This window comes from Nocardia bovistercoris, from assembly GCF_015674855.1.
GTDB lineage: Bacteria > Actinomycetota > Actinomycetes > Mycobacteriales > Mycobacteriaceae > Nocardia > Nocardia bovistercoris.
The window spans coordinates 42230-67424 of record NZ_JADMLG010000020.1 but is presented as its reverse complement, the minus strand read 5'-3'; the positions used below and the strand labels follow the sequence as shown (position 1 = coordinate 67424).

25 protein-coding genes are annotated in these 25195 nt (G+C 65.5%); 18 read left to right on the top strand and 7 right to left on the bottom strand.

Features of this window, described 5'->3' with window-relative positions; genetic code table 11:
* Window positions 1-98: 98 nt before the first annotated feature.
* On the top strand, window positions 99-1592 hold the full coding sequence (locus IT779_RS32685; protein WP_196153345.1) for an aldehyde dehydrogenase: 1494 nt from the start codon (window positions 99-101) through the stop codon (window positions 1590-1592).
* An 87-nt stretch (window positions 1593-1679) separates the two neighbouring features.
* On the opposite strand, the gene IT779_RS32680 is transcribed toward IT779_RS32685, so the two are convergent.
* Window positions 1680-2333: a TetR family transcriptional regulator gene (locus IT779_RS32680; RefSeq protein ID WP_196153344.1), complete on the bottom strand. Its 654-nt coding sequence runs from the start codon at window positions 2331-2333 to the stop codon at window positions 1680-1682.
* Here IT779_RS32680 and IT779_RS32675 point away from each other — a divergent pair.
* Entirely contained in the window at window positions 2239-2478 is a 240-nt protein-coding gene (locus IT779_RS32675; RefSeq protein ID WP_196153393.1) for a hypothetical protein, read from the top strand. The genes IT779_RS32680 and IT779_RS32675 overlap by 95 nt on opposite strands.
* A gap of 1 nt (window position 2479) precedes the next feature.
* Here IT779_RS32675 and IT779_RS32670 read toward each other — a convergent pair whose 3' ends face one another.
* The 4 genes from IT779_RS32670 to IT779_RS32655 form a co-directional block, all read right to left on the bottom strand.
* The gene (locus IT779_RS32670; protein ID WP_196153343.1) at window positions 2480-3085 is read right to left on the bottom strand and encodes a TetR/AcrR family transcriptional regulator; all 606 of its coding nucleotides are present in this window, start codon (window positions 3083-3085) and stop codon (window positions 2480-2482) included.
* A gap of 306 nt (window positions 3086-3391) precedes the next feature.
* On the bottom strand, window positions 3392-4624 hold the full coding sequence (locus IT779_RS32665; RefSeq protein ID WP_196153342.1) for a cytochrome P450: 1233 nt from the start codon (window positions 4622-4624) through the stop codon (window positions 3392-3394).
* Complete coding sequence (locus IT779_RS32660) at window positions 4621-4863, bottom strand: ferredoxin (RefSeq protein WP_196153341.1); 243 nt, start codon at window positions 4861-4863, stop codon at window positions 4621-4623. Before IT779_RS32660 ends, IT779_RS32665 begins: the two co-directional genes overlap by 4 nt.
* A gap of 1 nt (window position 4864) precedes the next feature.
* Entirely contained in the window at window positions 4865-5731 is an 867-nt protein-coding gene (locus IT779_RS32655) for an SDR family NAD(P)-dependent oxidoreductase (protein WP_196153340.1), read from the bottom strand.
* A gap of 329 nt (window positions 5732-6060) precedes the next feature.
* Here IT779_RS32655 and IT779_RS32650 point away from each other — a divergent pair, with 329 nt between their 5' ends.
* Window positions 6061-6402 carry a hypothetical protein gene (locus IT779_RS32650; RefSeq protein WP_196153339.1) on the top strand — a complete coding sequence of 114 codons (342 nt, stop codon included), beginning with the start codon at window positions 6061-6063 and terminating at the stop codon, window positions 6400-6402.
* Between the two features lie 171 nt (window positions 6403-6573).
* The gene (locus IT779_RS32645; protein ID WP_196153338.1) at window positions 6574-7338 is read left to right on the top strand and encodes a crotonase/enoyl-CoA hydratase family protein; all 765 of its coding nucleotides are present in this window, start codon (window positions 6574-6576) and stop codon (window positions 7336-7338) included.
* Window positions 7339-7638: 300 nt separating this feature from the next.
* On the opposite strand, the gene IT779_RS32640 is transcribed toward IT779_RS32645, so the two are convergent.
* Entirely contained in the window at window positions 7639-8790 is a 1152-nt protein-coding gene (locus IT779_RS32640) for an acyl-CoA dehydrogenase family protein (protein ID WP_196153337.1), read from the bottom strand.
* A gap of 42 nt (window positions 8791-8832) precedes the next feature.
* Window positions 8833-10002 carry an aromatic ring-hydroxylating oxygenase subunit alpha gene (locus tag IT779_RS32635; protein ID WP_196153336.1) on the bottom strand — a complete coding sequence of 390 codons (1170 nt, stop codon included), beginning with the start codon at window positions 10000-10002 and terminating at the stop codon, window positions 8833-8835.
* 101 nt (window positions 10003-10103) lie between these two features.
* Between IT779_RS32635 and IT779_RS32630 the strand changes: the two genes are divergently transcribed.
* The 14 genes from IT779_RS32630 to IT779_RS32565 all read left to right on the top strand — a co-directional run bounded on the left by IT779_RS32630 (window position 10104) and on the right by IT779_RS32565 (window position 25166).
* Window positions 10104-11093: a GNAT family N-acetyltransferase gene (locus IT779_RS32630; protein ID WP_196153335.1), complete on the top strand. Its 990-nt coding sequence runs from the start codon at window positions 10104-10106 to the stop codon at window positions 11091-11093.
* A 58-nt stretch (window positions 11094-11151) separates the two neighbouring features.
* Window positions 11152-12114 carry a PDR/VanB family oxidoreductase gene (locus tag IT779_RS32625; protein ID WP_232542325.1) on the top strand — a complete coding sequence of 321 codons (963 nt, stop codon included), beginning with the start codon at window positions 11152-11154 and terminating at the stop codon, window positions 12112-12114.
* Window positions 12115-12214: 100 nt separating this feature from the next.
* Window positions 12215-13732: a class I adenylate-forming enzyme family protein gene (locus tag IT779_RS32620; protein WP_196153334.1), complete on the top strand. Its 1518-nt coding sequence runs from the start codon at window positions 12215-12217 to the stop codon at window positions 13730-13732.
* On the top strand, window positions 13729-14574 hold the full coding sequence (locus IT779_RS32615) for an enoyl-CoA hydratase-related protein (protein ID WP_196153333.1): 846 nt from the start codon (window positions 13729-13731) through the stop codon (window positions 14572-14574). Before IT779_RS32620 ends, IT779_RS32615 begins: the two co-directional genes overlap by 4 nt.
* Window positions 14575-15175: 601 nt before the next feature.
* Entirely contained in the window at window positions 15176-15865 is a 690-nt protein-coding gene (locus IT779_RS32610; protein ID WP_408637814.1) for an ABC transporter permease, read from the top strand.
* Window positions 15865-16692: an MlaE family ABC transporter permease gene (locus tag IT779_RS32605; protein WP_196153332.1), complete on the top strand. Its 828-nt coding sequence runs from the start codon at window positions 15865-15867 to the stop codon at window positions 16690-16692. The genes IT779_RS32610 and IT779_RS32605 overlap by 1 nt, the downstream gene beginning before the upstream one ends.
* Window positions 16693-16696: 4 nt before the next feature.
* Window positions 16697-17773, top strand: a complete 1077-nt coding sequence (locus IT779_RS32600; RefSeq protein ID WP_196153331.1) for an MlaD family protein — start codon at window positions 16697-16699, stop codon at window positions 17771-17773.
* Window positions 17770-18789, top strand: a complete 1020-nt coding sequence (locus IT779_RS32595; RefSeq protein ID WP_196153330.1) for an MlaD family protein — start codon at window positions 17770-17772, stop codon at window positions 18787-18789. The genes IT779_RS32600 and IT779_RS32595 overlap by 4 nt, the downstream gene beginning before the upstream one ends.
* Before the next feature lie 47 nt (window positions 18790-18836).
* Entirely contained in the window at window positions 18837-19784 is a 948-nt protein-coding gene (locus IT779_RS32590; protein ID WP_232542324.1) for an MlaD family protein, read from the top strand.
* A gap of 1 nt (window position 19785) precedes the next feature.
* Window positions 19786-20880: an MlaD family protein gene (locus tag IT779_RS32585; protein ID WP_196153328.1), complete on the top strand. Its 1095-nt coding sequence runs from the start codon at window positions 19786-19788 to the stop codon at window positions 20878-20880.
* The gene (locus IT779_RS32580; RefSeq protein ID WP_196153327.1) at window positions 20880-21890 is read left to right on the top strand and encodes an MlaD family protein; all 1011 of its coding nucleotides are present in this window, start codon (window positions 20880-20882) and stop codon (window positions 21888-21890) included. The genes IT779_RS32585 and IT779_RS32580 overlap by 1 nt, the downstream gene beginning before the upstream one ends.
* Entirely contained in the window at window positions 21887-22843 is a 957-nt protein-coding gene (locus tag IT779_RS32575) for an MlaD family protein (RefSeq protein ID WP_196153326.1), read from the top strand. Before IT779_RS32580 ends, IT779_RS32575 begins: the two co-directional genes overlap by 4 nt.
* A gap of 55 nt (window positions 22844-22898) precedes the next feature.
* A complete protein-coding gene (locus tag IT779_RS32570) occupies window positions 22899-23591 on the top strand; it encodes a hypothetical protein (RefSeq protein ID WP_232542323.1) in 693 nt (230 codons plus the stop codon).
* A 384-nt stretch (window positions 23592-23975) separates the two neighbouring features.
* Window positions 23976-25166, top strand: coding sequence for an ABC transporter substrate-binding protein (locus IT779_RS32565; RefSeq protein WP_196153325.1), 1191 nt, complete (start codon window positions 23976-23978; stop codon window positions 25164-25166).
* Window positions 25167-25195 lie beyond the last annotated feature (29 nt).

The following is a 25195-nucleotide window of genomic DNA, read 5'->3' as shown; positions in this document are numbered from 1 at the left end:
CCGCCGCGCCTTCCTCGCCTCCGGCGAGGCACACCACGTCACCGGCATCACCACGACCGCCGATGCCTGCCGCGACAACCGCTGAGAAGGATCAATACATGAGCACCACCGACATCACGTCCGCCACATCACTGGTCGCCGACCGCGAGCAGGTCTTCATCGGTGGCCGTTGGGCCGATTCGAGCGGCGAGGACTGGATCGATGTCATCGACCCGTGGACCGAACAGCGAGCGGCGCGAGTGCGCGCGGCCACGGCCGAAGACGTGGCGAAGGCGGTCGCGGCCGCCCGCGCGTCCTTCGACGCGGGCGTGTGGGCGGCCAAGACGATGGCCGAGCGAGCCGATGTGCTCGATGAGATCGCCGACCGGCTCGAGCTGCGCGTCGCGGAACTGACCGCGATCGGCGTGCTCGAGGTCGGCATTCCGGTGGCGGTCAGCGGCCCGACCCAACAGATGACGGCCGGCTTGTTCCGCGCGGTCGCCGCGCAGGCCCGCGAGTTCGAGGTCCGCGAGGACCGCCCGAGGGCCGACGGCGGAGTATCCCGGATTCTCCGAGAGCCCAATGGCGTTGTCGCCGCGATCATTCCGTGGAACGGTCCGATCGGAACCATCTCCTTCAAGGTGGCTCCGGCGCTGGCGGCGGGCTGCTCGGTGGTGCTGAAAGGCGCCCCGGACGCGCCGCTGTCGCCCGCGGTGTTCGCCGACGTCATCGCCGAACTCGTGGCCGAGGGCCGCATCCCCGAAGGGGTGGTCAGTGTGCTGATCGCCGATCGCGAGGTGTCGGAGACGCTGGTGACCGATCCGGATGTCGACCACGTCACCTTCACCGGCTCCACATCGGCGGGACGTCGGATCGCCGCCTTGGCCGCCGACCGGATCGCGCGAGTCTCCCTGGAGCTGGGCGGCAAATCCGCCGCCATCATCCTCGACGACGCCGACCTCGGGCATGTCATGCAGTCACTGCCGATGGGCGGTTGTCTGCAGTCGGGGCAGGCGTGTATCGCCTTGACCCGCGTTCTCGTCTCGCGTGCTCGCCACGACGAGGTGGTCGCGGCGCTGGCGGCGGCGTACTCGGCGCTGCCGATCGGGAATCCGTGGGAACCGACGAACTTCCTCGGCCCGCTCGCCGGGCAGCGCCATCTCGATCGCGTGCTCGGCTACATCGCCGCGGCCGAGGCGGAAGGCGCGACCGTCGTGGTCGGAGGCGGTCGCCCGGACGGGCTCGACCACGGTTATTTCGTCGCGCCGACCTTGATCGACGGTGTGCGCAACGACATGCGGGTCGCACAGGAGGAGGTCTTCGGGCCGGTCGTCTCGGTCATCACCTACGAGGACGAAGACGATGCCGTCGCGATCGCGAACGATTCCGTCTACGGCCTGTCCGGTGCGGTGTATACCGAGGATCTGGACCGCGGTTACGCGCTCGCCCAGCGCATCCGGACCGGAACCATCAGCGTCAACGGATCGGTCATCGACTTCACGCTGCCGTTCGGTGGATACAAGCAGTCCGGGCTCGGCCGCGAGGGCGGCGCGGAGGGTCTCGCGGAGTTCTTCGAGGTCAAGACCGTTCACATGCCCGCACCGGTCCGGTAGTCGTCGCGTCGAGCGTTCGGCGATGTTCCCGGGAATTCTCCCCGTCTCCGGGGGACATCGCCTCGCTGCCTCCGATGGCGGGTTCGGTCAGGCGCTGACTTCGCTCGTTTCGACAGAAGCTGTTTCGCGTGCCTCGCGCATCACGCCATAGAGGAAACAGCGGATCATTTCCTCGAATAGTTGTTTCGAGGTCAGTTCGTTCGCATCGATCGCTTCGGCGAGCGTCGGCTGCATTTCGCGATCGATGTTGGGGAAGATCGCACGGGTGCCGGTCGGGCGCATGGCCTCAGTGAGTGCGGCGCCGATCGTGATCCGCTCCATACCGTCGAGGATCCGCACATGCAGGTGTAAGGGCACCCCGGACGCCCGCAGGAACTGCGCTGTCTCCTCGTAGGTGCCGATCAGCAGGTCACGGGGCAGATATTGGATGAGAATCGGTGCGGCGTTGCGGTGGCGCAGAATCGACTTGCGCAGGTTCAGTCCCAAGGTGACGAAGAATTCGGGCCAGTCGGGGCCCGGGCGCCTGCGCGGCATCGGACCGGCGCCCGCGATGGAGCGCGCCACCGCGGCGAGTATCTCGGATTTGTCGGCGAAATGGTGGTAGAGGGAAGGTGCTTGTACGCCCAGGTGTTTGGCGAGCCTCGGCATGCTGAAGGCATCGAGTCCTTCGGAGTCGATGATCTCGATGGACGCCGCCACGGTGGCGGCGCGGCTGATCAAAGGCTTCGAAGGACGAGGCATGGCACGCTTTCGCTCGGTGGTCGCGCGCTCGGTCGGCTTACCTGGCGCGGTGCGGTATTCGATCGTAGTCCGCGCCGTGCGGTGTTCGCTGCCGCACCGCACGGCCTTCCCGAACGCTATTGCCTATCTTATCTACAGGATTTAGATTATCCGTGTACGAACGACGGTAGCAGGAAGGTCTGTAGCATCCGGCGGTGCGCCGGATCGGCGGGATCGTCGTAGTCGAAACGACCGACGAGAATGAGTTGCACGAGTCCGAGCCATTCACAAGCTTTTCGATTGTCGATATCGGAGCGCATTTCACCACGTTCGCGCGCCTTGTCGAGTATCGGTCCCCACATCTCGAGGGTCAGATCGCTGGCCAGTTTCGAGGTGCCGATGACCGCGGCCGCGAGGTCCATGTGCTCCGGGCTCACGATCAGACGGATGAGCGGGTCCTTCCGGCCGTGATCGACGAGGTAGATGAGCCCGTCGATGAGTTGATCGCGGAAGTGTTCGCGGTCGAGCACATATTTTCGGCCGCGGACGAAGAGCTTGCGTGCGCGTAGTCGGATCAGCTCGGCGATGAGGGTGTCCCGGTCGCGGAAGTATCGGTAGATCGTCGGCCGCGATACTCCGGCGGCTTTCGCGATATCGTCCATCGTCGTCTTCGCGACACCGAAATGGAGGAAGGTCGATTGCGCTGCCTCCAGTATTTGCCCGCGTGCCACCTCGACGTCCTGACTGAGCACGTTGCTGTTACGTCGAGCCATTCGTCCTGTCCTCCGCGGTATTGATTTGCCCAACGGGCGTAGAACTGACGATACCTGTCATATGTCGGACGTTGTGTGTCCGACGCAGCGCCGGGTTGTTGTAGCGCGAGGCCGGAATGGACGCGCGGGCGCGTGTCGCGGTGCCGATACCTGTGGTCGTGGCGATTTCGCAGGTACCCCGACGATGCGAGTGCGCCGGGGCGCGGTGATCATTGTCACCTCGGTGCGCGGCCGACCTGGGGTCGGGCGCATCTCGTCGAGGAGGCGCGACGATGCCTCGTCGCGCCTCCGTACAGCCGTGCTCGGTCAGTGTTGCGGAGTGAACGTGATCGGCAGTCGGGTGCAGCCTCGAACCTGACTGAAATGCATGACCGGCGGGTCGGATTCGACCAAGCTGTAGTCCGGTATGCGTCGGTGCAGTTCCTCGAGCGCGATTTTGAGTTCGATGCGCGCGAGGTGTGACCCGATGCAGCGGTGTGCGCCCGCGCCGAAGGAGAGGTGGCGGTTCGGCATCCGGTAGAGATCGAGTTCGCTCGGGTTCTCGAATTCCGCGGAGTCACGGTTGGCCGAACACAGCATGAGGATCAGCTGATCGCCCTCCGCGATCCGCACGCCACCGAGTTCCGTTGCCCGCGTTGCCCTTCGGCCGGGCACGACGGCGGCCTCGATGCGCAGGATCTCCTCGACGGCGGTGGGGATCACGCTGTCGTCGTCGATGATCTCCTGGCGCCGATCGGGGTTGTTCGCCAGATGGACGACACTCCATGCCAGTGAGCCCTGCACCGTGTGCAGACCCGCGATGAGCAACAGGAAGAACATCCGGTTGAGCTCTTCGTCGGTCAATTGGCGCGCTCCGCCGTCGAGTTGGTACTCGGCGTGGATGAGCTGCGAGGTGATGTCGGTGCCGGGGTTCTGCCGACGCTCGTTGATCATCTTCTGGAAGTAGCCGAGCATCTGGAACGCGGCCTCGCCACGGGCCCGGTCGGATTCCTCCGCACTGGCTCCGGGAATACCGGTGAGCACGATATCGGTCGCGTCGGTGAACAGCGGCGCGTCCTCGATCGGCCAGTCCATCAGGGCCAGGAATACACGGGTGGGAAGTTCGTGCGCGAATTCGGCGATGAACTCCGCCTCGCCCTTTCCCGAGAATCCGTCGATGAGTTCGGTGACGACCTTTCGGATATCGGTCTCGAGCGCCTTCATACGGGTCGGGTTGAACAGCGGTTGCAGTGCGAGCCGGTAACCGGTGTGTTCCGGGGGGTCGAGTTCGATCGGAATGAATTTTCCGAAACCCGCTGTGGTGGTGACCAGGTTGTTCGGATAGCTGGAGAAGGTCTCGTGGTCGCGCAGGACCTCGTGGACTTCCTGGTATCCGGTCACGATCCAATGGCCGCCGTATGCGGTGGAGTAGACCACCGGGCCTTTGGCGGCGAGTTCGGCTACGTGCTGCTGGACATTGTCGATCGGGAACGCCATCGAGCTGTCGTAGACATCGAAGTCGACGACGAGATCGGGCGGAACTTCGGCGGCAGTGGTCATCGCGATGATCCCTCGGGGTCGAAAGGTGGTGAGGCGGATACGAGCGACAGTGCGCGCTCGGGGCAGACGGAGACCGCGGTTTCGGCGTCTGCCGACTGTGCCGGGGAAATCGGGTCGACGAGCACGACCGGGTCACCCTGCTCGTCGGGTTCGACGAGCGACGGGGCGATCCCATAACACATTCCGTGACCGGCACACGCGTCGCGGTCGACGACGAGACGAGCAGGGGCGTCGGCCATGTCAGAGATCCCCGGGCGAGCCTTTGTCCTCGGCGAACCACATGCCGACGCGGGACAGCGTGCCGCCGTCGGTGGAGGGCAGGACCAGTCCCGAGATATAGGCGGAATCGTCGGATGCGAGGAACAGCGCGACTTTGGCGTTGTCGACCAGCGACGGGGGCCGTTCGAGCTTGAGCGGAATCGGGGACACCGAGGCGTCCCACGGGCCCGCGACCTGCTCGTAGGACTGGCCGACCACCGGTGAACCCGCAGGCATCAGGAAGTTGGGGGACATGCCGTGGGTCGGGGCGATCGCGTTGACCCGGATGCCGTACTTGCCGAGGTCGAGGCTGAGGCCGCGCACGAGCCCGTTGACCCCCGCCTTGGTGGCGGAGTACAGCGCGATGTTGTGGTAGGCGACGAACGACGCGGCGGACGAGGTCGCGAGGATCGTGCCGCCGCCGTTGGCGCGCAGCGCGGGCACTGCGGCCTTGGCGGAATAGAACACGCCGCTGAGGTTGACGCCGAGCACATGCTGCCAGTCGGCGTCGGTGAGGTCCTGGAAGTCGACCTGCTCGCCGCCCGCGACGGAGGGGACACCGCCGCGGGAGACGATCCCCGCGTTGGCGAACATGATGTCGAGCTTGCCGAATTCCTCGAGTGTCGCGGCGACGGCGGTCTGGACCTGGCTTTCGACGGCGACATCGGCGGTCAGCGCGATAGCGGTTCCGCCTTGTTCCTCGACCAGCTTCACCGTTTGAGCCGCGCGATCGGGATCGATGTCGACGACCGCGATCTTGGCGCCCTCGGATGCGAAGAGTTGGGAACACTGACGGCCGAAGCCGGATCCGGCTCCGGTGATGACGGCGACTTTGCCTTCGAGCTTCATGAATTGTTCCTCCGCTGTGGGGGATTGGGCTGTATGGATCGGCACGACCGGTCCGACCGAGCGATCGCCGAGTGGAAGGCGAGGCGGCGGCCGATGGCGTGCCACGGGCCGAGGCGCGGCTCCGACGCGCCCGCGCAGCGAATGTGCTGTGCCTCACATGAGAAACTACTTTACGATACGGATGACGTCAATCGTAATTTGTCAGCCAAGCTCTGTGGAACATATGACGTGATCTGTATGATGTCACTATGCTGGTTCGGTCCAGCGGAGTTGCCCGAATCCGTCGTTGTCACGTATCGACGGGGAAGCACGCCATGGAGGCGATTCACGTGAACGCAGCAGCGTGTTCCGAGCGGCCGACGTCGTTGACCGCGCAATCGGCGCATCGCATCATGCAGCGGCACGCCCATTGGAAAGGCGCTGCGTGCGTCCAGCGCGCCGCCGCGCTGGAACTTCTCGTCGCGCTCGGTCGCTACGTGCTGGACTCGCGACGATGCCATGTGCGGGTTCTGTTCAAGTCCACCGGCTTGCTGCTCGATTTCCAGTGTCACCGATCGGCGGCGGAGGGTTTCGCGCGCAGCATGAGCCTGCGCGCGGATTCGGAGATCTGCATCGACCGTGACGTCCATCCCGATATGCCACCGTTGCCGTGTTCGCGGCTCTGGCCGTAGGTGATCCGCTGTTCGCGCGCCGGGGCGGCCCGCGGCGCCCGCTCTGGTGTTTAATCTAATGACTGTAGATATATGCTGAGTTGACGGCCGGTATCCGGTCGATGTTCGCATAGTCCGGCGTCAGCCACCTGCGGCGCATTTCGCACGCGTACCGCGTTCCGAGGAGGAAGTATGACCGACACAGTTCTGACGGAATTCGGCGACGGGATCGCGGTGATCACGATCAACCGCCCCGAGGTGCGCAACGCCATAGACCGCGTGACAGCGCGGGGAATCGCCGCCGCCGTGGACGAGTTCGAGGGCCGTTCCGATCTCGTGGTCGGCATCCTCACCGGCGCCGGGGGCACGTTCTGCTCCGGTATGGATCTCGAGGCGTTCCTGCGCGGCGAGGCCCCGCTCGTCCGTGGCCGTGGTTTCGGTGGCCTCGTCGAACGGCCGCCGACCAAACCCCTGATCGCCGCGGTCGAAGGTTGGGCGCTCGCGGGTGGTTTCGAACTCGCCCTCAGCGCCGATCTGATCGTGGCATCGCGCACCGCGCGATTCGGGATTCCGGAGGTCAAACGCGGGCTCGTCGCGGCGGCGGGCGGTCTGTTGCGGCTTCCGAAAACGCTGCCCTACCAGTTGGCGATGCAGATCGCACTGACCGGTGAGCCGCTCTCCGCCGTGGACGGACATCGGTACGGGCTGGTGAATGTCTTGTCCGAACCGGGCGCCGCTGTGGCGGACGCCAGGGAACTCGCGATGCGGATCGCGTGCAACGCGCCGCTGGCGGTCGAGGCCACCAAACAGATCGTCGCCGGTGCGGCGCGTTGGGTCGACGCCGAGGGGTTCGCCGCGCAGGAACAAGCGGTCGCGAAGGTGCTGGCATCACAGGACGCGCGGGAAGGTGCGCGCGCGTTCGCCGAGAAACGGGCTCCGCGCTGGCAGGGGCGGTGACGGGTGCTGGTGGCTCATGACACGGTCGCAGCCAACGCAGGCCCGGAGCTGTATTACAAATATCGCTAGACGTTTGACAAAAGTTGTCTTATGTATAGAGTGGTATGTGTGACGCGGGATACCGCCGACGTGGCGCCCGATGTCGCGATGGGAGCTTCCCGATCACCTGGAGCGCCGAGGATGTCGCTCGATCGTCCGGCCGTTCGGCCGCGCGGTCGGCAGGTGCCAGCCGGTTCGACGACGAGTCCGGATCTGCCGTGGTGATCGGGATACCCGAGACGCGCCGCCGACGGGCGAGGCTCATCGACCGAGCAGGTCTCGATGGATGATCTGCTTCATGATCTCGTTGGTGCCGCCGTATATCCGCTGGATCCGCGCGTCCACGTAGGCTTTCGCGACGGGGTACTCCATCATGTAGCCGTACCCGCCGTGCATCTGGACGCCCGCGTCGATCACCTTGCCCTGCAACTCGGTTGCCCACAGTTTCGCTTTCGCGGCATCGACGGCGGTGAGCTCGCCCGCGTTGTATTCGCGAACGCACCGGTCCATATAGGCGCGCGAGACCTCGACCGCGGTCTGCAATTCCGCGAGGGTGAATCCGAGCCCTTGGAATTCGCCGATGGACTTGCCGAAGGCCTGCCGCTCGCGCACGTAGTCGAGGGTCCAGGCGAGTACGGCTTCGGCGGACATCTGCGCGGCGATCCCGATGCCGAGTCGCTCGAGCGGCAGGCTCCGCATCAGGTAGGCGAAGCCCTGGCCGAGTTCGCCGAGCAGGTTCGCGCCGGGAATCCGGACATTGTCGAAGAACAACTCGGCGGTGTCCTGGGCGTGCAGGCCGACTTTGTCGAGTTTGCGTCCCCGGCTGAATCCGGGTGTCCCGTCCTCGACGACGAACAGACTGAAGCCGCGGGAGCCCGCCGCGCGATCGGTGATCGCGAACACGATGACGAGATCGGCAAGGATGCCACTGGTGATGAAGGTCTTGGATCCGTTGAGCACCCAGGTGTCGCCGTCGGCGACGGCTGTGGTCCGGATGGCCCGCAGGTCGCTGCCCGCCGCGGGCTCGGTCATCGCGATCGCGCCGATGGTCGCGCCGGTGACGAAGCCCGGCAGCCAGCGCGCACGCTGCTCGGAGTTCGCGTGGCGCAGCAAGTAGTTCAGCACGATGTCGTCATTGGTCGAGAATCCCGACTGGAGCGCGGCGGCGCCGACGCGGGCGATCTCGGACTGGACGATCACCCGGAAGCGATAGTCGGTCTCGCCGGGGCCGCCGTACTCCTCGGGAACCGAGAGGCCGAGCAGTCCCTGTTCGCCCGCGGCGAGCCAGGTGTCGCGATCGATGAGACGCTCGGAGTCCCATTTCTCCATCTTCGGCACGACATGGCGTTCGACGAACCCGCGGACGGTTTCGGCGAAGAGCAGGTGGTCGCCGTCGAAAAGGTCTGTCTTCAAAGTGATCCTTCCCGTGTCGGGGCGATGTGCCCCGCACGTCGGTCAGTGCGGGGCCAACAGTTTCCGGGTTTCACGCCGGAACACCTGGTTGGCCATTTCGTTGCGGCCGAGCACCATGCGGCCCGCGCTGGCGCTGGTCATCGCGCGCTGCGAGTCGCGCAGCAGCGGGAAGTCCTCCGCGTGCAGGACGTCCAGCAGGATCTGCCAGTTCTTGTCCCACAGTCGGGTCCATCGCTCTTCGGTCATGTCGGTCTGTTCGACCGGTGGAACGATCAGTCGCATCTCCATGCGGCACCGCTGCGGATCGGTGGGGTGCGGGCGGAAGGTGAGCAGCTGGAAGTGGTCGGGCTGGCGCAGCAAGGTGCTGTTGGGCAGCAGGAAGTGGGTTTCGGTGACGTCGCAGGCGAGGCTGCGGTCGCCCGGGTCTTCTTCGATCCAGCGGTCGATGGATTTGCGGGGGGCGATGAACCGGCAGTGACGTCCGAAGTCGTCGAAGGCCATGACATTGGTGTGGATGTGTTTGGCGGCGGTGTTGGGGTGCGCGTATTGGATGTGGTAGCCGTCGAGGAAGGCGTCCTGCATGATCTTCCAGTTGACCGGCTCGTCGAAGCCTTCGGCCTGGACGCAGATCTTCGCCGCCAACTCGTAGGATTCGAGGATGGCGTCCATCTCGGGGCCGAGCCACGCCGCGACGTCGATGGTGGCGTCGGCGTCGTCGACCACCCAGACGAAGCCGTGGCGTTCCTCGGTCGGCAGTTCGATCAGCCCCAGATTCTCGCGCTCGGCCGGACCGAAGGTGTTGTCCCTGGTGATGGTGCGCAGGCTGCCGTCGGTGTCGTAGGACCACCGGTGATACGGGCAGGAGAACAGTCGGCAGCGGCCCTTCTCCTGCTTCTCCACCAGGGCGCCGCGATGGCGGCAGAGGTTGACCAGCGCTTTCACGCCGCCGTCGCGCTGGCGCACGACGATGATGTTGTTCCTCGGCATTCGCAGGGTGAAGAAATCTCCGGGGCGGGGGATCTCGGAGCCGTGCGCGACGATGGACGGTGATCCGCCGAAGATCAGGTCGCGTTCGCGAGCGGCGATCGCGGGATCGGTGAACTCCACCGGCTCGAACCAGGTGATGTGCTCGTACTCGTCGGTCGTGTCGTTGCGCAGATGAGTCAGCGCGCGTCGGATGCGTTCTTCGCGTGGGGCCCCGACCTCGGTCATGGCATTCCTCCATTGTCTGGCTGAGCTGTCGCGATTCCCTTATAAATCTAACTCATGTAGGTTTATGTGTAAACGGGAGGCTCTGGGAGGAGTGCGGCGAGATGATCACTTACGCCTGGTGTCGCAGGCTCGACGACAGTGCCGGAGCCGAAGTGTCGGCGCTGGTCACCGCCGCGGGCCGTTACGACATGGAAGCGGGCTTCACCACGATCGACCCGTGGGAGGCGGCCTCGGGGGAAGGTGGCGAGCATGCGGTGTGGCATCTGCCGATCAAGGTGCGTCGCGACCTGAGCGTCCGCGCCGACACGCCCATGGTGATGGCGGCCTACCTGCGACTGTCGATCGAGCGCGGCGGTCACGGGAGTGTCGCGCTCGTGGTCGATCCCCGCTATCGGTCCCGCGGTATCGCGACGACTCTGGTCGAGGAGTTGGGATTGGCGGTGTCGGCGCCGGGCGGCTGGTGCGGGACCGGGGCAACGGCGTTGCGCGCGTGGGCATATGGCGATCACCCCGCGGCGGCACGGTTGACTCGGCGGTTCGGCGTGCGGCCGGTGGCGCGACTGTGGACCGTGCTGCGCCACCTGGACGGACCGTTCGCGGCGCCGCTCGACGCGGCGGTGGTTCCGGGCGGGGTGACGATCGATGAGCCGCCCGATCGATCGACGGCGGACGCGTGTGTGCGCGACGTTCTGGAGCACGCGGATCTGAACGACTCGCAGGTCGATCGGCTGCGCGCCGAATACGCCGAGCACGCGGGCGCGGTGCTCACAGCCTCCGATGCGACCGGTGGGGACCTGGGTTTCGTGTGGTTCGATACCCGACTGCACGAGCACTCGGAACTGCGAGCCGCCTCGGTGCGTGCGCTGGTCCTGCGCGCCGATGCCAGAGGGGTGGGGCTCGGCGCCGCTCTGCTGACTCGCGCGCTCGAGCGGCTTCGCGACAGCGGCGCGCAATTGGCCCGGATGCGCGTGGACCCGTCCGACGAGGGCGCGGTGCGAATGTCGCGCCTGCTGTCGTTCGAGCAGGAGCAGGCGCACGCCTGCTATCAGGTGGGGGAGTGGGCCGAGCCGCCTGCCGATCGGCGTGGATGACCGGTCCGGCATTCGGTGCGCAGGTTGGGAATGTGGATTCTGTTGGGAGTGAACACCGATGAGTGAGGTCATGATCGGCCTGCCGCCGCGGCGGATGCGGCTGGTCGACAAGAAGACAGTCGCCGACGGCGTCGTAACGGTGCGACTCGCCGATATCGACGGCGGCGATGTGCCGTCGTGGGAGCCGGGTGCGCATATCGATCTGGTACTCGGCCCCGGCCTGGTTCGCCAGTACTCGCTGTGCGGTGACCCGGCCGACGCCGATGCGGTGACGATCGCGGTACTTCGTGAGGATTCCGGGCGAGGCGGCTCGGTCTTCGTCCACGACGAGCTCCGAGAAGGTGCCATTCTCGAAATCGGCGGGCCGCGTAATCATTTCGCGCTCGTTGAGGCGCCGTCGTATCTGTTCATCGCCGGTGGAATCGGAATCACGCCACTGCTGCCCATGGTGCGCGGTGTCGAGCGACTCGGCGCCCCGTGGCGATTGGTGTACGGCGGTCGCAGGCGTTCGGGTATGGCGTTCGCCGAAGAACTGGTTCGCGCCTTTCCCGACAGCGTCGAGATCCACCCGCAGGACGAGGCCGGGTTGCTCGATATCGCGGGCGCGTTCGACGCCACCGACGCGGGCGTCGCCGTCTACTGCTGTGGCCCCGAACCGTTGCTCTCGGCGGTGGAGGAACTGGGTCGTGAGCGCGGCATCGATGTCCACGTCGAGCGGTTCGCGCCGAAGGCGACAGGCGAGCGTGTGGTCGATCGGGCGTTCGAGGTCGAATTGGGTCGCACCGGTACTACGCTCTCCGTCGGGGCGTCCGAGAGCATTGTCGACGCGCTGCGACGCACCGGGGTCTCGGTCGAGTTCTCGTGTCTGGAAGGCACCTGTGGGACTTGTGAGGTCGCGGTGCTCGCAGGTGCGCCCGATCATCGCGATTCGGTGCTGACCGAGCAGGAGCGAGCGGCGGGCGACGCGATGATGATCTGCGTGTCACGCTGCCGCGGCAGGCGGCTGGTGCTCGACCTCTGACTCGTTTAAACTACCGCCATTAGATAAATAGTGACGCGCGTCACGTTCGATCGGGTGGCCCGCCTCGCGTCGGGTACCACGACTAGGAGTTGAGAAAATCATGGCAGCGACAATCGGATCCGCCCTGAGCTGGTGGGCTCGCGCCAAGGGGGATACGACCGCGATCGTCGTCGGCGACGACGCGCTGACCTACCGGGAGTTGCAGAACTGGTCGAGTCGGATCGCGCGATCGCTCGTGGACCGAGGATTCGGGAACGGAGTTCGCGTCGGCGTGCTCGGGCCGAATTCCTCGGCCTGGTCCGCCATCGCCATCGGCGCGATGAAGGCGGGCGCCGTCCTGGTGCCGCTCAACCCGCGGTTGAAACCGGCCGAACTGCGCAAGGTGGTCGACGACGCGGGCATCACCGCGGTCGTTCTGCCCGGCGAATTCGTCGACTCGGTCGACGAGACGAGGAGTCTGGGCGGGGCGTTCGCCTCCATCGAATTCGAGGAGTTCGTCGCGCTGCGCGCGGGCGAGGCCGACGACTTCCGTGTCGACCCGGAGCCGGACGAACCCGCGGCGCTGCTGTTCACCAGCGGCTCGACGGGGCTGTCCAAGGGGGTGATCTGCACCAATCGCACCCTCTTGAGCATCGTCTTCGAAGCGTCCCTCGTCGAGGAAGGGCTGCGCCCGGGAAGCACGACTCTGCTGGTCCTGCCGCTGGTGTTCACACCGGGGCTGGTGTGGGGCCTGCTCATGACCATCGTGCTCGGGGGCAAGATCGTCATCGAGGAGGAATTCGTGCCGGGCAGAGCGGCCCGACTGCTCGCCGAGCACGACGTGCAGGCCCTGTTCGGCGTCCCGCTGATCTTCGAGGCGATCTCGCGGTCGGGCGAATTCGAGGACGCGGATCTGAGTTCGCTGCGGACCGCCATCGTCGGTGGCGCCGCGGTGCCGGTCGCACTGCTCGAGCGGTGGGCGAAGAAGGGGGTCGCGCTGCGGCAGATCTACGGTATGACCGAGGCCGGTGGCGTCGCCACCGCGACGCTGGTCCGAGAGGCAGGCGAGCACCCGGATTCCTGCGGCACGGGTTCCATCTTCACCGAGGTGAAGGTCGTCACCGAGGACGGCGGCACCGCCGGGCCGGGGGTCGAGGGCGAGATCCTGCTGCGTGGCCCCGGGGTGACGCCGGGATACTGGAACGACGCGGAATCGACCGCGACGGCGCTGCGCGAAGGCTGGCTGCACAGTGGTGATCTCGGTAGCCGAGACGAAGAAGGTCGACTGCGGTTCGTCGACCGCTTGAAAGACCTCATCATCACCGGAGGCATCAACATCTCCCCGGTCGAATTGGAACGGGTCATCGGAGGTATCGACGGTGTCGAGGAGGTCGCGGTGATCGCGGCCGCCGACCCCCGATTCGGTGAGACCCCGGCCGCGATCGTGAAGGTCAGCGGCGATGTCGACGAAGCCGCGATCATCGAGCACTGTGATCGTCTCGTGGCCGATTACAAGGTGCCGCGATATGTGATCATCAGGGACGAGCCGCTGCCGAGACTGCCGAGCGGCAAGCTGTCGAAGACCGCCATCCGCGCCGAATATCGGGACGTCGCAGACCGGTTCGAGAAACTGCGATGACGTCGGCGGCTGGGATCGCGCGGGTCGTACGACTCGACCGCGACGGCGAGATCGCCGTGATTCGCCTGCATCGCCCGGATCGGCTGAACGCGTTCAATCGGCAGATGCGTGACGAGCTGCTCGCCGCGTTCGACGAATGCGACCGCGACGACGGGGTACGCGCGATCGTCATGACCGGATCGGGCCGCGCCTACTGCGCGGGCGCCGACCTCGTCGACGGCGCGGACACCTTCGTCGCCGAATCCGATGACGCCGGTGCCATCCCACCCGACGTCGGTGGTGAGGTATCGCTGCGTATCCATCGTTCGTACAAACCCGTGGTCGTCGCCGTCAACGGTCCCGCGGTCGGCGTCGGCGTGACGAGCACCTTGCCCGCCGATATTCGGATAGCCTCCGACACCGCGCGTTTCGGCTTCGTGTTCACGCGCCGCGGGCTGGTTCCCGAGGCGTGTTCCTCGTGGTTCCTGCCGAGAATCGTCGGCATTTCCACCGCGTTGACGTGGACGCTGAGTGGCCGAATGGTCTCGGCCTCGGAGGCATTGGACCACGGACTGGTCAGCGAGGTGCTCCCGCCCGAGCGGCTGCTGCCGCGTGCGCTCGAGATCGCGCGATCGTTGGTGGCCGGGACGTCGCCGGTGTCGGTGGCTATGACGCGAGAACTGCTGTGGCGCATGCTCGGCGCCGAGAGTCCCGAAGTCGCGCATCACGCGGAATCGCGCGGTATCCACGCGCGCGCGAGATCGGGCGATCTGCGCGAAGGAGTCGACGCCTTTCTGGCCAAGCGCGAGCCGGTTTTCGCCGATTCGGTCGCGGACGGGCTGCCCGTGCTGTTCGACCGATAGTGCGACCGGCGCGAGCCGACAGTAGTTCGCGACGGCGAGGGTGGTACCGAGCGGCGGCCTCGATTGAATGAAAAATATTTCATACCAATCGAATTGATCCCGCACCGGCCCTCGAGCGTCGGGCGTGTGAGCTTTACAAATTACGATTGACGTAACACGTAACATGAAGTAGCCTCCTCTGTGAGGCGCGACACTATTACTCCGTGCGGGAGGCGTGCATCGCGGCCCGCGTTTCGGATGCGATCGCACAGGCGGTCACGGCCTTCTTCGCGCTCCACCGTCCGAGGAGCGGGGGCACGGTCATCGTGGAAAACGGAGTATCGAAACAATGAAACTCGAAGGTGATCCCGCCGAAGTGGCCGACCGATCATCGCGCCCTACGGTGAGCACCGGCCGAATATTCAGCGCGGGACCCGTCGCGCACGGCGAATCGCCCGTATCGTCGCTGGAAAATGGTCGCGAACCGGAGCCGCGCCGGTCGTCCGCGCAGCGTGTCGCCGAATATATTTCGAAGGCTCCCGCGCAAAGCCTGTCGACGCTGGGCAGATCGGTGCAGTTGACCGCATCCGTCGTCCGGTATTCGATCGTCGATATCGTCGGTATGAGAATGCCGGTCAAGGAATTGGTCGACCAGATGTGGTCGCTGCTGAAAGTCACCGCGCTGCCCGCGTTGCTGATGGCCATTCCGATCGGTGCGGAAGTGTCGGTCCAAGTCGGCGGGATCATGAATCAGGTCGGGGCGAATTCGCTGGCGGGCGCGGCGAGCGGGCTCGGTGTGGTCGGCCAAGGCGCGCCGATGGCCGCCGGATTGCTCATGAGCGGCGCCGCGGCATCCGCCATCGCCTCCGATCTCGGCGCGAGGGCGATCCGCGAGGAGATCGACGCGATGCGTGTGATGGGCGTCGATCCGGTGGAGCGCCTGGTCATGCCACGCTTCCTCGCGATGATCGCCATCGCCCCCATGCTGTGCATCATCATCGTCTTCGCGGGTGTCTTCGCCGGGCTGTTGATCTCGGCGAATGTCAACAACGTTGTGCCGGGTAGTTTCTGGCAGTCCTTCGGCGCGTTCGCGACACCGACCGATCTGGCCTTCTCGGTTGTGAAGACGCTGTTGTTCGCGGCCATCGTGGTACTTATCGCGAGCGTGCGCGGCCTCGAGGCCAAAGGCGGGCCCAAAGGCGTGGCCAACGCGGTGAACGCCTCGGTGGTGCTGAGCGTGTTCTGCATATTCTTGACCAACCTCCTCGTCAGCCAGTTGCAGATGATGTTCTTCCCGGCTCGGCTGGCGTGATGACCATGGGCCCCTCACTACGGCGTGCCGCCACGACCTTCGTCGGCGAGATCGGCCAGATCGCGGTATTCACCGCCAAGTCGATCGGCCTGCTTCCGAAAACGGTTCGCCACTACCGGAAGCAGACGTTCGAGGTCATGAACAACATGGCTTGGGGCAGCGGCTCGTTGATAGTCGACGGCGGTGTGGTCAGCCTGATGTTCTTTCTCGGCGTCGCGGTCGGGGCCGTGGTGGCGATCGAGGCGTTCATGGCATTGAACCTGCTCGGTTTCGGCGCGTTGACGGGAATCATAGGTTCCTTCGGCAATATTCGAGTGATCGCGCCGATCATCACCGGAATCGGATTCGCGGCGCAGGCGGGCTGTCGTATGACGGCCGAAATAGGCGCCATGCGAATATCCGAAGAGATCGACGCGACGGAATCCATGGGTTTACAGGCGATTCCCTTCGTCGTCGGCACCAGACTCATCGGTGGGATGATCGTGGTGGTGCCCGCCTATCTCATGGGCCTGGTCGTGAGTTTCTGCACCGGTGGGATCATCACGAAGGTGTTCCATCGACAACCGGCGGGCACCTACGACCACTATTTCGCACAGTTCCTCAGCGTCGCCGACCTCGCGGCGTCGGTATCGAAAGCCGTCACCTTCTGCGCGGTCGTGACGATCATCCACTGCTACTACGGATACTTCGCCTCCGGCGGACCCGCCGGTGTCGGCGCGGCGTCCGGTCGTGCGATTCGAGCGAGCCTCGTTGTCATCGTGGTACTCAATTTCGCTATGACGGTGGCTCTTTGGGGACTGAGCCCGCTTTTGCTCTTCAAAGGATAGGTCGATGAGCAGCACAAGGAACCAGGACTTCATCCGCGGCACCGATGGTCGGCAGGCGCGAGTCGTCAACGGTGCGGCGACCGCCGTGCTCGCGGTCGCGGTGGCTGCCCTGATCGGGGTGGTGTGGGTCCACCCGCATGTCGATGAGCCCGAAGGGCTGGTGATGAACATCGAGATGCCCTACGTCGGTCCCGGCGTCGGCACGGGGACGAAAGTCGTTCTGCACGGGGCGGAGGTCGGTGAGGTCACCGCGTTGGGGAGGACCGGGCTCGATTCCGTCAGGATGACCGTGACTTTGGCGCCGGCGAAGATCGACGGCCTGACGGACTCGTTCGAGGTGGACTTTCGACCGCAGAACTACTTCGGGATCACCGCGGTCGATCTGGTCGACCGCCCCGGCGGCGACGCCTTGGTGGCGGGGCGCACGCTCAGCAGAACCCCCCGAGGCGATTTCACCATGTCGACCATGCTGGAGAAGGGGTCGGTGGCCATCGACGGGTCACTGACCACGTCGATGGTCAGGTCCCTCGACAAGGTCGTTCGCTACACCGACGGGCTGACCCCTCTGATCCGATCGGGCATCGTGTTCGCCGACCGCGTCGCCGCCACTCAACAGGCGTTGCCGACGGAATTACTGCGCTACGCCAATGACATCTTGGCGGTGCTGCCCGCGTTCAGCGCCGAGGCGATCGACAGCCTCGGCTTCGCCTACGACAGCGTGTACAACCGCAAGGCCGATGGCTCGAGGGGCGTCGACGACGCGTTCATGGATTACAGCGCCGCGGGTCTCGGGCTGGCGGCGAACAGCTTGTTCGGCAAGGCGGGGACTCTGCTGGCCTCCCACGGTGCCGAGCTGACCCCGTCCACCCTGCTCGTCAAGGCATTGATCGACGCGCTGCCGCACATGCTCGACGGCGGCGCGGCCCCCGCGAAACTGAGGGAACTGATCGACCGGTACACCGCCGTGCTGAGCGCATCGGGGCCGGGGAAGACACTCGGCCTCCGGATCGTCCTGGACGAACTCCCGATGGTCGCCGCGCCGCTCGCGGTCACCGGCGTCGTACCGGACGGCCCGCGATGAGCGCGCGGGTCGGGATGTTGCTCACCCTGGGCAAACTAGCCGTCGCGGCGGCGCTGTCGGTAGCGCTGTTCGCCATCGTGCTGAGCGCGATCACGAATCCGGTCGACGGGGAGACGTCCCTCTACACAGCGGAATTCACCGATGTGTCGGGCCTGCACGTCAACGGCGACGTCCGTACGAAGGGTGTTCGTATCGGGAAGGTCCGCTCGATCGAACTGATCCGCGACGGGAGCCGGAGCAAGGCCGAGGTCGAGTTCTCGTTGGCGGACTCCTACCGCCTGTTCGACAATACGGTCTTGGCCGTGAAGTACCAGAACCTCACCGGCGTTCGTTTCATCGATCTGGAAACTCCGGAACACGCCGGGCGTGCGGTGCGCCGACTACCCGCGACCGCCACGCGGCCATCCTTCGACATCACGGAATTGTTCAACGGCTTGCAGCCGGTACTCGACACCATGAGCACCGAGCAGATCAACACCTTCATGGCCAACGCGATCACCCTGCTCCAGGGCGACGGTTCGGGCTTGGCGCCCATGCTCGACAGCGTCGAGCGCCTCGCCGACCTCGCTCGCGATCGTGAGCAGGTGATCTCGACCCTCGTCGCCAACATCTCGCGCATCGCCGACAGCATGGGCGGCAGGTCGCCTCAGGTGGTCGGATTTCTGCACTCGCTGAGTTTCCCGATAGCCAAGGCGATGACGGTGCTCCAGGAATTCCCCAAGACCGCCGCCTACGGACCGGAATTCCTCACCCCGGTGCACCGACTGCTCGACGAACTCGGTCTCGATCCGAACATGAACGTCGATGAACTGGTCGGTCGGGCATTCGCGTCGACGTCGTCGGCGGCGGAAGCGCTGCGCCTGCTGCCGGTGGCATTCGCCGGTCTGCAACTGCCGCAGTTGACCACCCCGGCGGCCGGTGCGCTGAAGTGCGGCAATGGTGTCGTGCAACTACCGACGGAGGTTCGGGTGCTGCTCAACGGAAGTGAGGTGGTCGTATGCAACGGGCCTCGATGATCCGCTCAGCCGGTCTGTCGAGACTACGTCGGCTCGCCCACAATGAGATGTTGCTCGGAGCCGCCGTCGTGCTGATCGCCGTCATCACCCTGGCGACGGTGACCGTCCTGTATCTCCGGCCACTCGGGCAGCGCACGATCACCTTCGAAACCACCGACGCCGCAGCGCTCGCACCAGGACTGGAAGTGCGGGTCGCGGGCATCACGGTGGGAAAGATCACCTCGGTCGCACTGCGCGCCGAGGTGGTTCGGGTGCAGGCGCGGATCTCGGCGGAGACCTTCGTCGGCGCCGAATCGCGCGTCGAGGTGCGGATGTTGACGCCGGTGGGCGGCTACGCGGTCACCCTCGTTCCACTCGGTGACGCCGCTCTCGGTGACGCCGTGATACCGCCCGAGCACGTCACGGTGCCGTATTCCATCGGCGATGTCCTGCAGGCCGCCCCCCACGTCACCGACAATGTCGACGCCGCCACGGTGGACGCCGATATCGATCAGGTCGCCACCGCGCTGCGACACAACCCGGCATCGGTTGGCGCGTTGATCGGGGGGATGAACAGTATCGCCACGGTGATGGACCACCAACGTGATCAAGTGGCCAGGATCGCCGATCTGGCCTCCGAATACCTGGAATCGTTCAACGCCGACCGCGAATTCGTCTTCGATCTGGTCCGCCGGGTCGACATCGTCGTCTCGACCTACAACAACACCCATGTCGGCTTCAACGAGGCCTACCGGTTACTGGGTGACGTACTCGCGCGATTACAGCCCCTCGAACGGTACTACCTCGATCACAAGGACGAGGTGCGATCGGCGGTCGACCGCGTCCGGGGTTCCATCGAGGACTTCCAGGCGAATATGGGCCCCGCCATCGACCAACTGGAGAATCTGCGCGCGCGTTTGGCCCGGTGGCTGACACCCGAGGGGCTCGCGACGCTCGGGGGCGGCACGGTCTCGGCGTCGCAGATCTGTATTCCGCTGCCCGGAAGGACGTGCTGAAGTGCGAAGGAAGACGGCTCGCCGGATCGGGCTCCTGGCCATCGTCGGTGTCGTGGCGTTCGGTGGTGCCGGTGTCGCCGCCGTCGACGCAGGCGGACGCGGTACCGGCGGATTCTGTGCCAGAATGCCGGATTCCATCGGTGTGTACGCAGGGAATCCGGTGACACAGATGGGATTGCGGGTCGGCACGATCGAGCGTGTCGAACTCTCGGGTGACCACGTCGAGGTCGAGTTCACCCTCGACGGTACGCGTCGGTTCCCCGCCGATGTCAAGGCGGTCACTCGGTCCAAATCCATCCTGGCCGACCGCAGTGTCGAACTCGTCGGGAACTACGAGAGCGGGCCCGAACTGGTACCGGGGCAGTGCATCCCGCTGGAGCGCAGCTTCACACCGAAGAGCATTTCCGAAATCACCGGTTCGGCCGCGGATTTCATCGCCGAACTGAGTCCCGGCGACGGGAAGCAGAGTGTGCGCGACGCCGTCGCGGGCTTGGAGGAGGCGTTGCGCGGACAAGGCCAGAACGCGCGCGCGATGATGCTGCGCGCTTCCGCCGCCGCGAACAACCCCGACCGGCTCGTCGCCGATATCGGCGCGATCATCCGCGATATGGCCCCGCTGACCGACGATGCCCTGCGTCGATGGTCCGACATCCAGTCGATTCTCGACCAGCTGCCCGCGGTCGTCGCCGCGGGGATCGACCTGTGGCCGGGGACGATCGACGTGTGTGTCGGTGTCGGGTGGTTGGTGAACGTCCTGCACGACATCCACACCGACTACGGTGATGTGCTCTGGCCGACCTTGCGGGGGCCGGTCGCCGAAGCCGTCCATTCGGCGGCGGGCCGATCCGGCGATATCCGCGAGATGGTCGAGTCGCTTCCCGCCGTCGCGGCGATGCTGAGGCAACAGAGCGCCGGGGATGCCGCGATGACTGTCACCTACCAGCCGCCGACGGTCCGTCTCGACGCGGGCGCCTCCGCCGACGTGTGCGCGGCGTTCAACCGCGCGGCGCCGGGGAGTTGCACGTCCTCGCCCAACGGGCAGGCGCAGATCCCCGCCACCGCGCTGCTCGATCTCGTACTCGCGAAAGGTCGCTGATGTCGGCGAGATTCGTGCTCGTGCGCGGGGTCGCGGTGCTGGTGGCCGGATGCTGTGCGCTGTTCGCGCTCGGCGGCTGCTCGTTGGGACCGGACGACCTGCCGTCGGTGCGCGGCGGTACGGGGGCGGGATTCACCGTCGGCTTCGAATTCCTCAGCGTGATGAATCTGCCGAACGGCGCCGACGTCATGATGGACGGTTTGCGGGTGGGTGAAGTCCGGGACGTGGCCGTGCTCGACGACACCGTGCGGGTCACCGTCGGAGTGCACAACGGCAGCAGGATTCCGGCCGACGTGCGCGCGGTGATCCGCCAGAACACTCTGCTCGGCGACACCTACATCGCCCTCGATCACGGAACGATCGATCCGGACGGGCGGTTCCTCGGCCCGGGTGGGGTGGTCGCGGTCGATCGCACCAGTTCGCCTCCGCAATTGGAGGACACGATGGCGGTGTTGGCGTACTTCGTCAACGGCGGCAGCATCCGACGTATCCAGGACGCGATGGGTCGAATCAACACGGCGATGCCCGCGAGTCAGGACGTGCGAAGGTTGGCTTCCGTCGTCGCCGTCGATCTGCGTGATCTCGCGCACGATACCGGCGAGATCGACCGTCTGCTCGATGGATTCGACGCCACGGCCGTCGCGTTGAATGCGAAGGCGGCGACGCTGGCCACCTTGTTCGCGCCGGAGACCGCGCACTATTGGCGGCGGGTAGCGGTCGATACCATCTCCTACATCAGCCAGATCCTGCCCTCGGTCGGCAGTGTCTACCAAGGCGGGTTGTGGCTGGTTCCGATGTTGAACTCGCTCGCCGACAGCGGTGCGGTCATGCGCGACATATGGACCACCGCGCCCGCGGACGCCGCGAAGCTTTCGGACTTCCTTCGCACGACGGTGTTGCCTTTCGCGCAGCACCCTTCCGTCGACATCCGTTCGATCGAATCCCCGCGGGGCGAGCAGATGGTCGCCGACGTCGAGAATCTGCTGCGCATATTGGGAGCCGTGAAATGAAGGCCAAGACACCGCTGTCGATTCTCGGCATGGCGGCCCTCGCGGCGGCGTCGCTGGTGTATCTCGACCGGCTCGGTCTCGAACACGACGCGTTCGCGGACAAGAAGACGGCGAGCCTGTCCATTCCGGACACCAACGGCCTCGTCGTCGGATCCCGGGTACTGGTGCGCGGAATACCGGTCGGTCATGTCACCGAAGTCCATTCGTCCGCAGGCGGGATACGGATCGATTGGAACTACGACCGGAAATACCGCATCCCGGTCGACAGTCGTTTCCGGGTGGACAATCTGTCCGCGCTCGGCGAGACGTATCTGGCGGTTGTCCCGGCCGCCGCGGGGCCGTATCTGACGGACGACGCGGTCATCCCAGCCGATCATGTCGTCGTCCCGACGACATTCAAGGAGTTGTCCGAGCGGCTGACCGTCCTGCTGGAACAGGTCGAGCCCGACCGGGTTCGTCGGATATTCGAGACCGTCGACACCGCGTTGCCCGACGACCCCTGGGTGCTCGGCGATCTGTCCCGCGCGGGAGAGTTGTTGGCGGGTATGCTGATTCAGCAGTCGACGAACCTCACCACCGTGTTGTCGGGAATGCAACCGATCCTGCGCGGCACCGGAACCGTCCCGGGCGACCTGGCGAGCGCGACGCCGATCCTCGGGGACTTCGGATCGGGCTTCCGCGACCTGTTGGCCGGAATCTCCTTCGCGGCGTCCTTCGGTCCGCTGAAGGACGGAATCGAGTTCGGTGCGGGCCCACTGCTCGACCAATTGCAGGCTTTCCTGGACGATACCGCGGCCGACCTGCACACCCTCGGCGTCGAATTGCTGCCGGGTGTGCGTGCCGCGGGCGCCGCGATGGCAACGGTGAATATCGGGCAGCTTCTCGACAACGCCACCGCCGCGGTGGCATCCGGTGATGCGGTCACCGTGCGCGTGCGACCACCGGGGAGGTGATCGCCGCCTTCCACGCGCGTCCCAGCTCAGCAAGCACTCCCAGAGGAAAGACATCATGTCCCACCCGACCGACACCGACAACTCACAGAACCGGGTACCGACTCCCGGCGAAGAATCCACTGCCCCCGGCGAAGAATCCACCGCCTCGGATGCTTCGGCCGACTCGCCGTCCCCTTCGCGTTGGCGCACGGTCATGCGGAGCGGACGGAACGTGGGCGAGTTCTCCATTTCGTTCAAGGCGCTGATCTCGGGCGTGGTGGTACTGGCGATGGCGAGCGCTATCGGAGTGCTGGGCTGGCGACTGCACAGCGAGTCGGCCCGTCTGGACTCGGTGCACACCGAGGCCGAGAATTCGGCCCGCGCCGAACAGGTCGCGCTCGACTACTCGACCGCGGCCGCTCAGATGAACTTCCAGGATCTGTCGGCCTGGCGAATCCGGCTGACGAAAGGTACCAGCCAGGAACTTTCGGGCCGTCTCACGCAGGCCGCCACATCCATGGAACAGATCATCGTCCCGTTGCAGTGGGTCTCGACCGCGACGCCTATCGCCGCCAAGGTACGTTCGGAGAACAACGGCGCGTATTCGGTCGACTGTTTCGTGAGCATTCTGACCAAGAACAGCCAAGCGCCCGAGGGAATTCAATCCACGGCGACCTACCAACTGAACATCGACAGCCGTGACAACTGGACGATCACCGATATCGGCGGGATCGGTTCGGCGATGGGCGCGGGTACCGCGCCGCGGTGAGTCGACACTCGACGCTGTGTCGTCGCTGACGGTGCGTAGTCGCACTGTCCGGCCGTCGTCGCTCGCGGCCTCGTCCTATCGGATGTCTCCCACGCCGCCTGCTCGCTGAGAGAGTTCGCCTGTGCTCGGTAATAGCTGATGGCAATCAAATATGGTTCGTGCCGTCCTGCCGTTGTAGTCTTCTTCGGCTTCGCCGTCATAGATATTTATCTGTGTTCATATCTTAGGATCGATATCTGACCAGCAAGACACCGGTATCTGTAGGGATTTTACCTAAAGCCTTGCGGTTTATGGCCTATCGGCTTTAGTCTGTCCGCATTCAGATAGAAGTGGTTCAGGTCACGGTAGTGACCTTCCGATCCGTGTGACAGGAGTTGGGCGCAGATGTCCTCGACCATCGTGAAGCTGCGATACGCAGCCATCGGAACGACCCTCGTACTCGCCCTGGCGGGTTGCGGCGACAACTCCGATGAAGGGAGTGCGGGGGGTGCGAACACTTTCACCGGCGCGCCTGTCACGGTCATGACGCTCGCACCGGTGAAGTCCGCGGCCATGAATACACCCGAAATCATCACCGCCGCCGAGGCGGCGGTGAAAACCATCAACGCCGCGGGCGGGCTCGGTGGCCACGAGGTGAAACTCCTGGCTTGCAATGACGGGAACAACGCCAACCAAGCGGGTGATTGCGCGCGTCAAGCGGTCAGTGCCAACGCAGTCGCCGTGCTCGGCGGATTCACCACCAACGGCGGTACGGTCGTGCCGATCCTCGAGAAGGCGGGAATTCCGTGGATCGGCAGTCCCGCCCTCTCCGCCGAGGAACTCTCCAGCAAGGTGGCCTATCCACTGGTGTCGGGAGCGGCCGCCTTCGCCGGAATCGGGGCCCGAGCCGCCGCGGACGGCTGTGCTTCCACCTCGATGGTGCTGTACGACGTACCGCCGTCGGAGAAGGCCGCGCAGTTGATCAACCTCGGTCTCGCCAGAGGCAACGGCAAGCCCGCCGACCACATCAAAGTCCCCACCACGACTACCGACTTCAGCAGCATCGCGAAGACGGCGGGCAAATCCGATTGCGCCATCGTCGGTCTGCCCAACGACCAGGTGGTCGCGCTCGCGACCGCGGCGCGGACACTCGGTGAGAAGACGCGGTACTACGCATTGCAAGGCGCCCTCAACGATCAGGTGCTCAGCGGCGCGCGCGACGCGCTCGAGGGGGCGACCTCCGCGGTGAACTTCGTGGCCGCGACGGACCCGGCTTGGCAGGGGGCCAAGACGGCTTCGACGAAGGTGGACTGGACCTACCCCTACAACCAGAACACCTGGGCCGCTTACCAGGTGCTGATCGAGGCGGTCGGCGGGGCGAGCGACATCTCGGCCGCGTCGGTCACCGCCGCGCTCGACAAGATGACCGCCGCCAAGGCCGGTGGCCTGACGGCGCCGATCGACTTCTCCAAGGAATTCCCCGTCCCCGGCATCAACCGGGTCTTCAACCCGAACATCACCTTCGTGAAGGCCAAGGGCGGCGCCGTCGTCCAGGACGGCGGATTCGAGAACCTCACCCCACTGTTCGCGGGCTGACAGGCACTGTGCCACACCGATATCCGGTG

Coding starts and splice junctions, on each gene's coding strand:
- IT779_RS32590 (WP_232542324.1), top strand. CDS start 18,837: ATGTTGCTCGGAGCCGCCGTCGTGCTGATCGCCGTCATCACCCTGGCG.
- IT779_RS32660 (WP_196153341.1), bottom strand. CDS start 4,863: ATGGCCGACGCCCCTGCTCGTCTCGTCGTCGACCGCGACGCGTGTGCC.
- IT779_RS32580 (WP_196153327.1), top strand. CDS start 20,880: ATGTCGGCGAGATTCGTGCTCGTGCGCGGGGTCGCGGTGCTGGTGGCC.
- IT779_RS32675 (WP_196153393.1), top strand. CDS start 2,239: ATGCTGAAGGCATCGAGTCCTTCGGAGTCGATGATCTCGATGGACGCC.
- IT779_RS32680 (WP_196153344.1), bottom strand. CDS start 2,333: ATGCCTCGTCCTTCGAAGCCTTTGATCAGCCGCGCCGCCACCGTGGCG.
- IT779_RS32575 (WP_196153326.1), top strand. CDS start 21,887: ATGAAGGCCAAGACACCGCTGTCGATTCTCGGCATGGCGGCCCTCGCG.
- IT779_RS32670 (WP_196153343.1), bottom strand. CDS start 3,085: ATGGCTCGACGTAACAGCAACGTGCTCAGTCAGGACGTCGAGGTGGCA.
- IT779_RS32605 (WP_196153332.1), top strand. CDS start 15,865: ATGACCATGGGCCCCTCACTACGGCGTGCCGCCACGACCTTCGTCGGC.
- IT779_RS32565 (WP_196153325.1), top strand. CDS start 23,976: ATGTCCTCGACCATCGTGAAGCTGCGATACGCAGCCATCGGAACGACC.
- IT779_RS32620 (WP_196153334.1), top strand. CDS start 12,215: ATGGCAGCGACAATCGGATCCGCCCTGAGCTGGTGGGCTCGCGCCAAG.
- IT779_RS32600 (WP_196153331.1), top strand. CDS start 16,697: ATGAGCAGCACAAGGAACCAGGACTTCATCCGCGGCACCGATGGTCGG.
- IT779_RS32595 (WP_196153330.1), top strand. CDS start 17,770: ATGAGCGCGCGGGTCGGGATGTTGCTCACCCTGGGCAAACTAGCCGTC.
- IT779_RS32615 (WP_196153333.1), top strand. CDS start 13,729: ATGACGTCGGCGGCTGGGATCGCGCGGGTCGTACGACTCGACCGCGAC.
- IT779_RS32635 (WP_196153336.1), bottom strand. CDS start 10,002: ATGACCGAGGTCGGGGCCCCACGCGAAGAACGCATCCGACGCGCGCTG.
- IT779_RS32655 (WP_196153340.1), bottom strand. CDS start 5,731: ATGAAGCTCGAAGGCAAAGTCGCCGTCATCACCGGAGCCGGATCCGGC.
- IT779_RS32610 (WP_408637814.1), top strand. CDS start 15,176: ATGAGAATGCCGGTCAAGGAATTGGTCGACCAGATGTGGTCGCTGCTG.
- IT779_RS32665 (WP_196153342.1), bottom strand. CDS start 4,624: ATGACCACTGCCGCCGAAGTTCCGCCCGATCTCGTCGTCGACTTCGAT.
- IT779_RS32630 (WP_196153335.1), top strand. CDS start 10,104: ATGATCACTTACGCCTGGTGTCGCAGGCTCGACGACAGTGCCGGAGCC.
- IT779_RS32570 (WP_232542323.1), top strand. CDS start 22,899: ATGTCCCACCCGACCGACACCGACAACTCACAGAACCGGGTACCGACT.
- IT779_RS32685 (WP_196153345.1), top strand. CDS start 99: ATGAGCACCACCGACATCACGTCCGCCACATCACTGGTCGCCGACCGC.
- IT779_RS32645 (WP_196153338.1), top strand. CDS start 6,574: ATGACCGACACAGTTCTGACGGAATTCGGCGACGGGATCGCGGTGATC.
- IT779_RS32625 (WP_232542325.1), top strand. CDS start 11,152: ATGAGTGAGGTCATGATCGGCCTGCCGCCGCGGCGGATGCGGCTGGTC.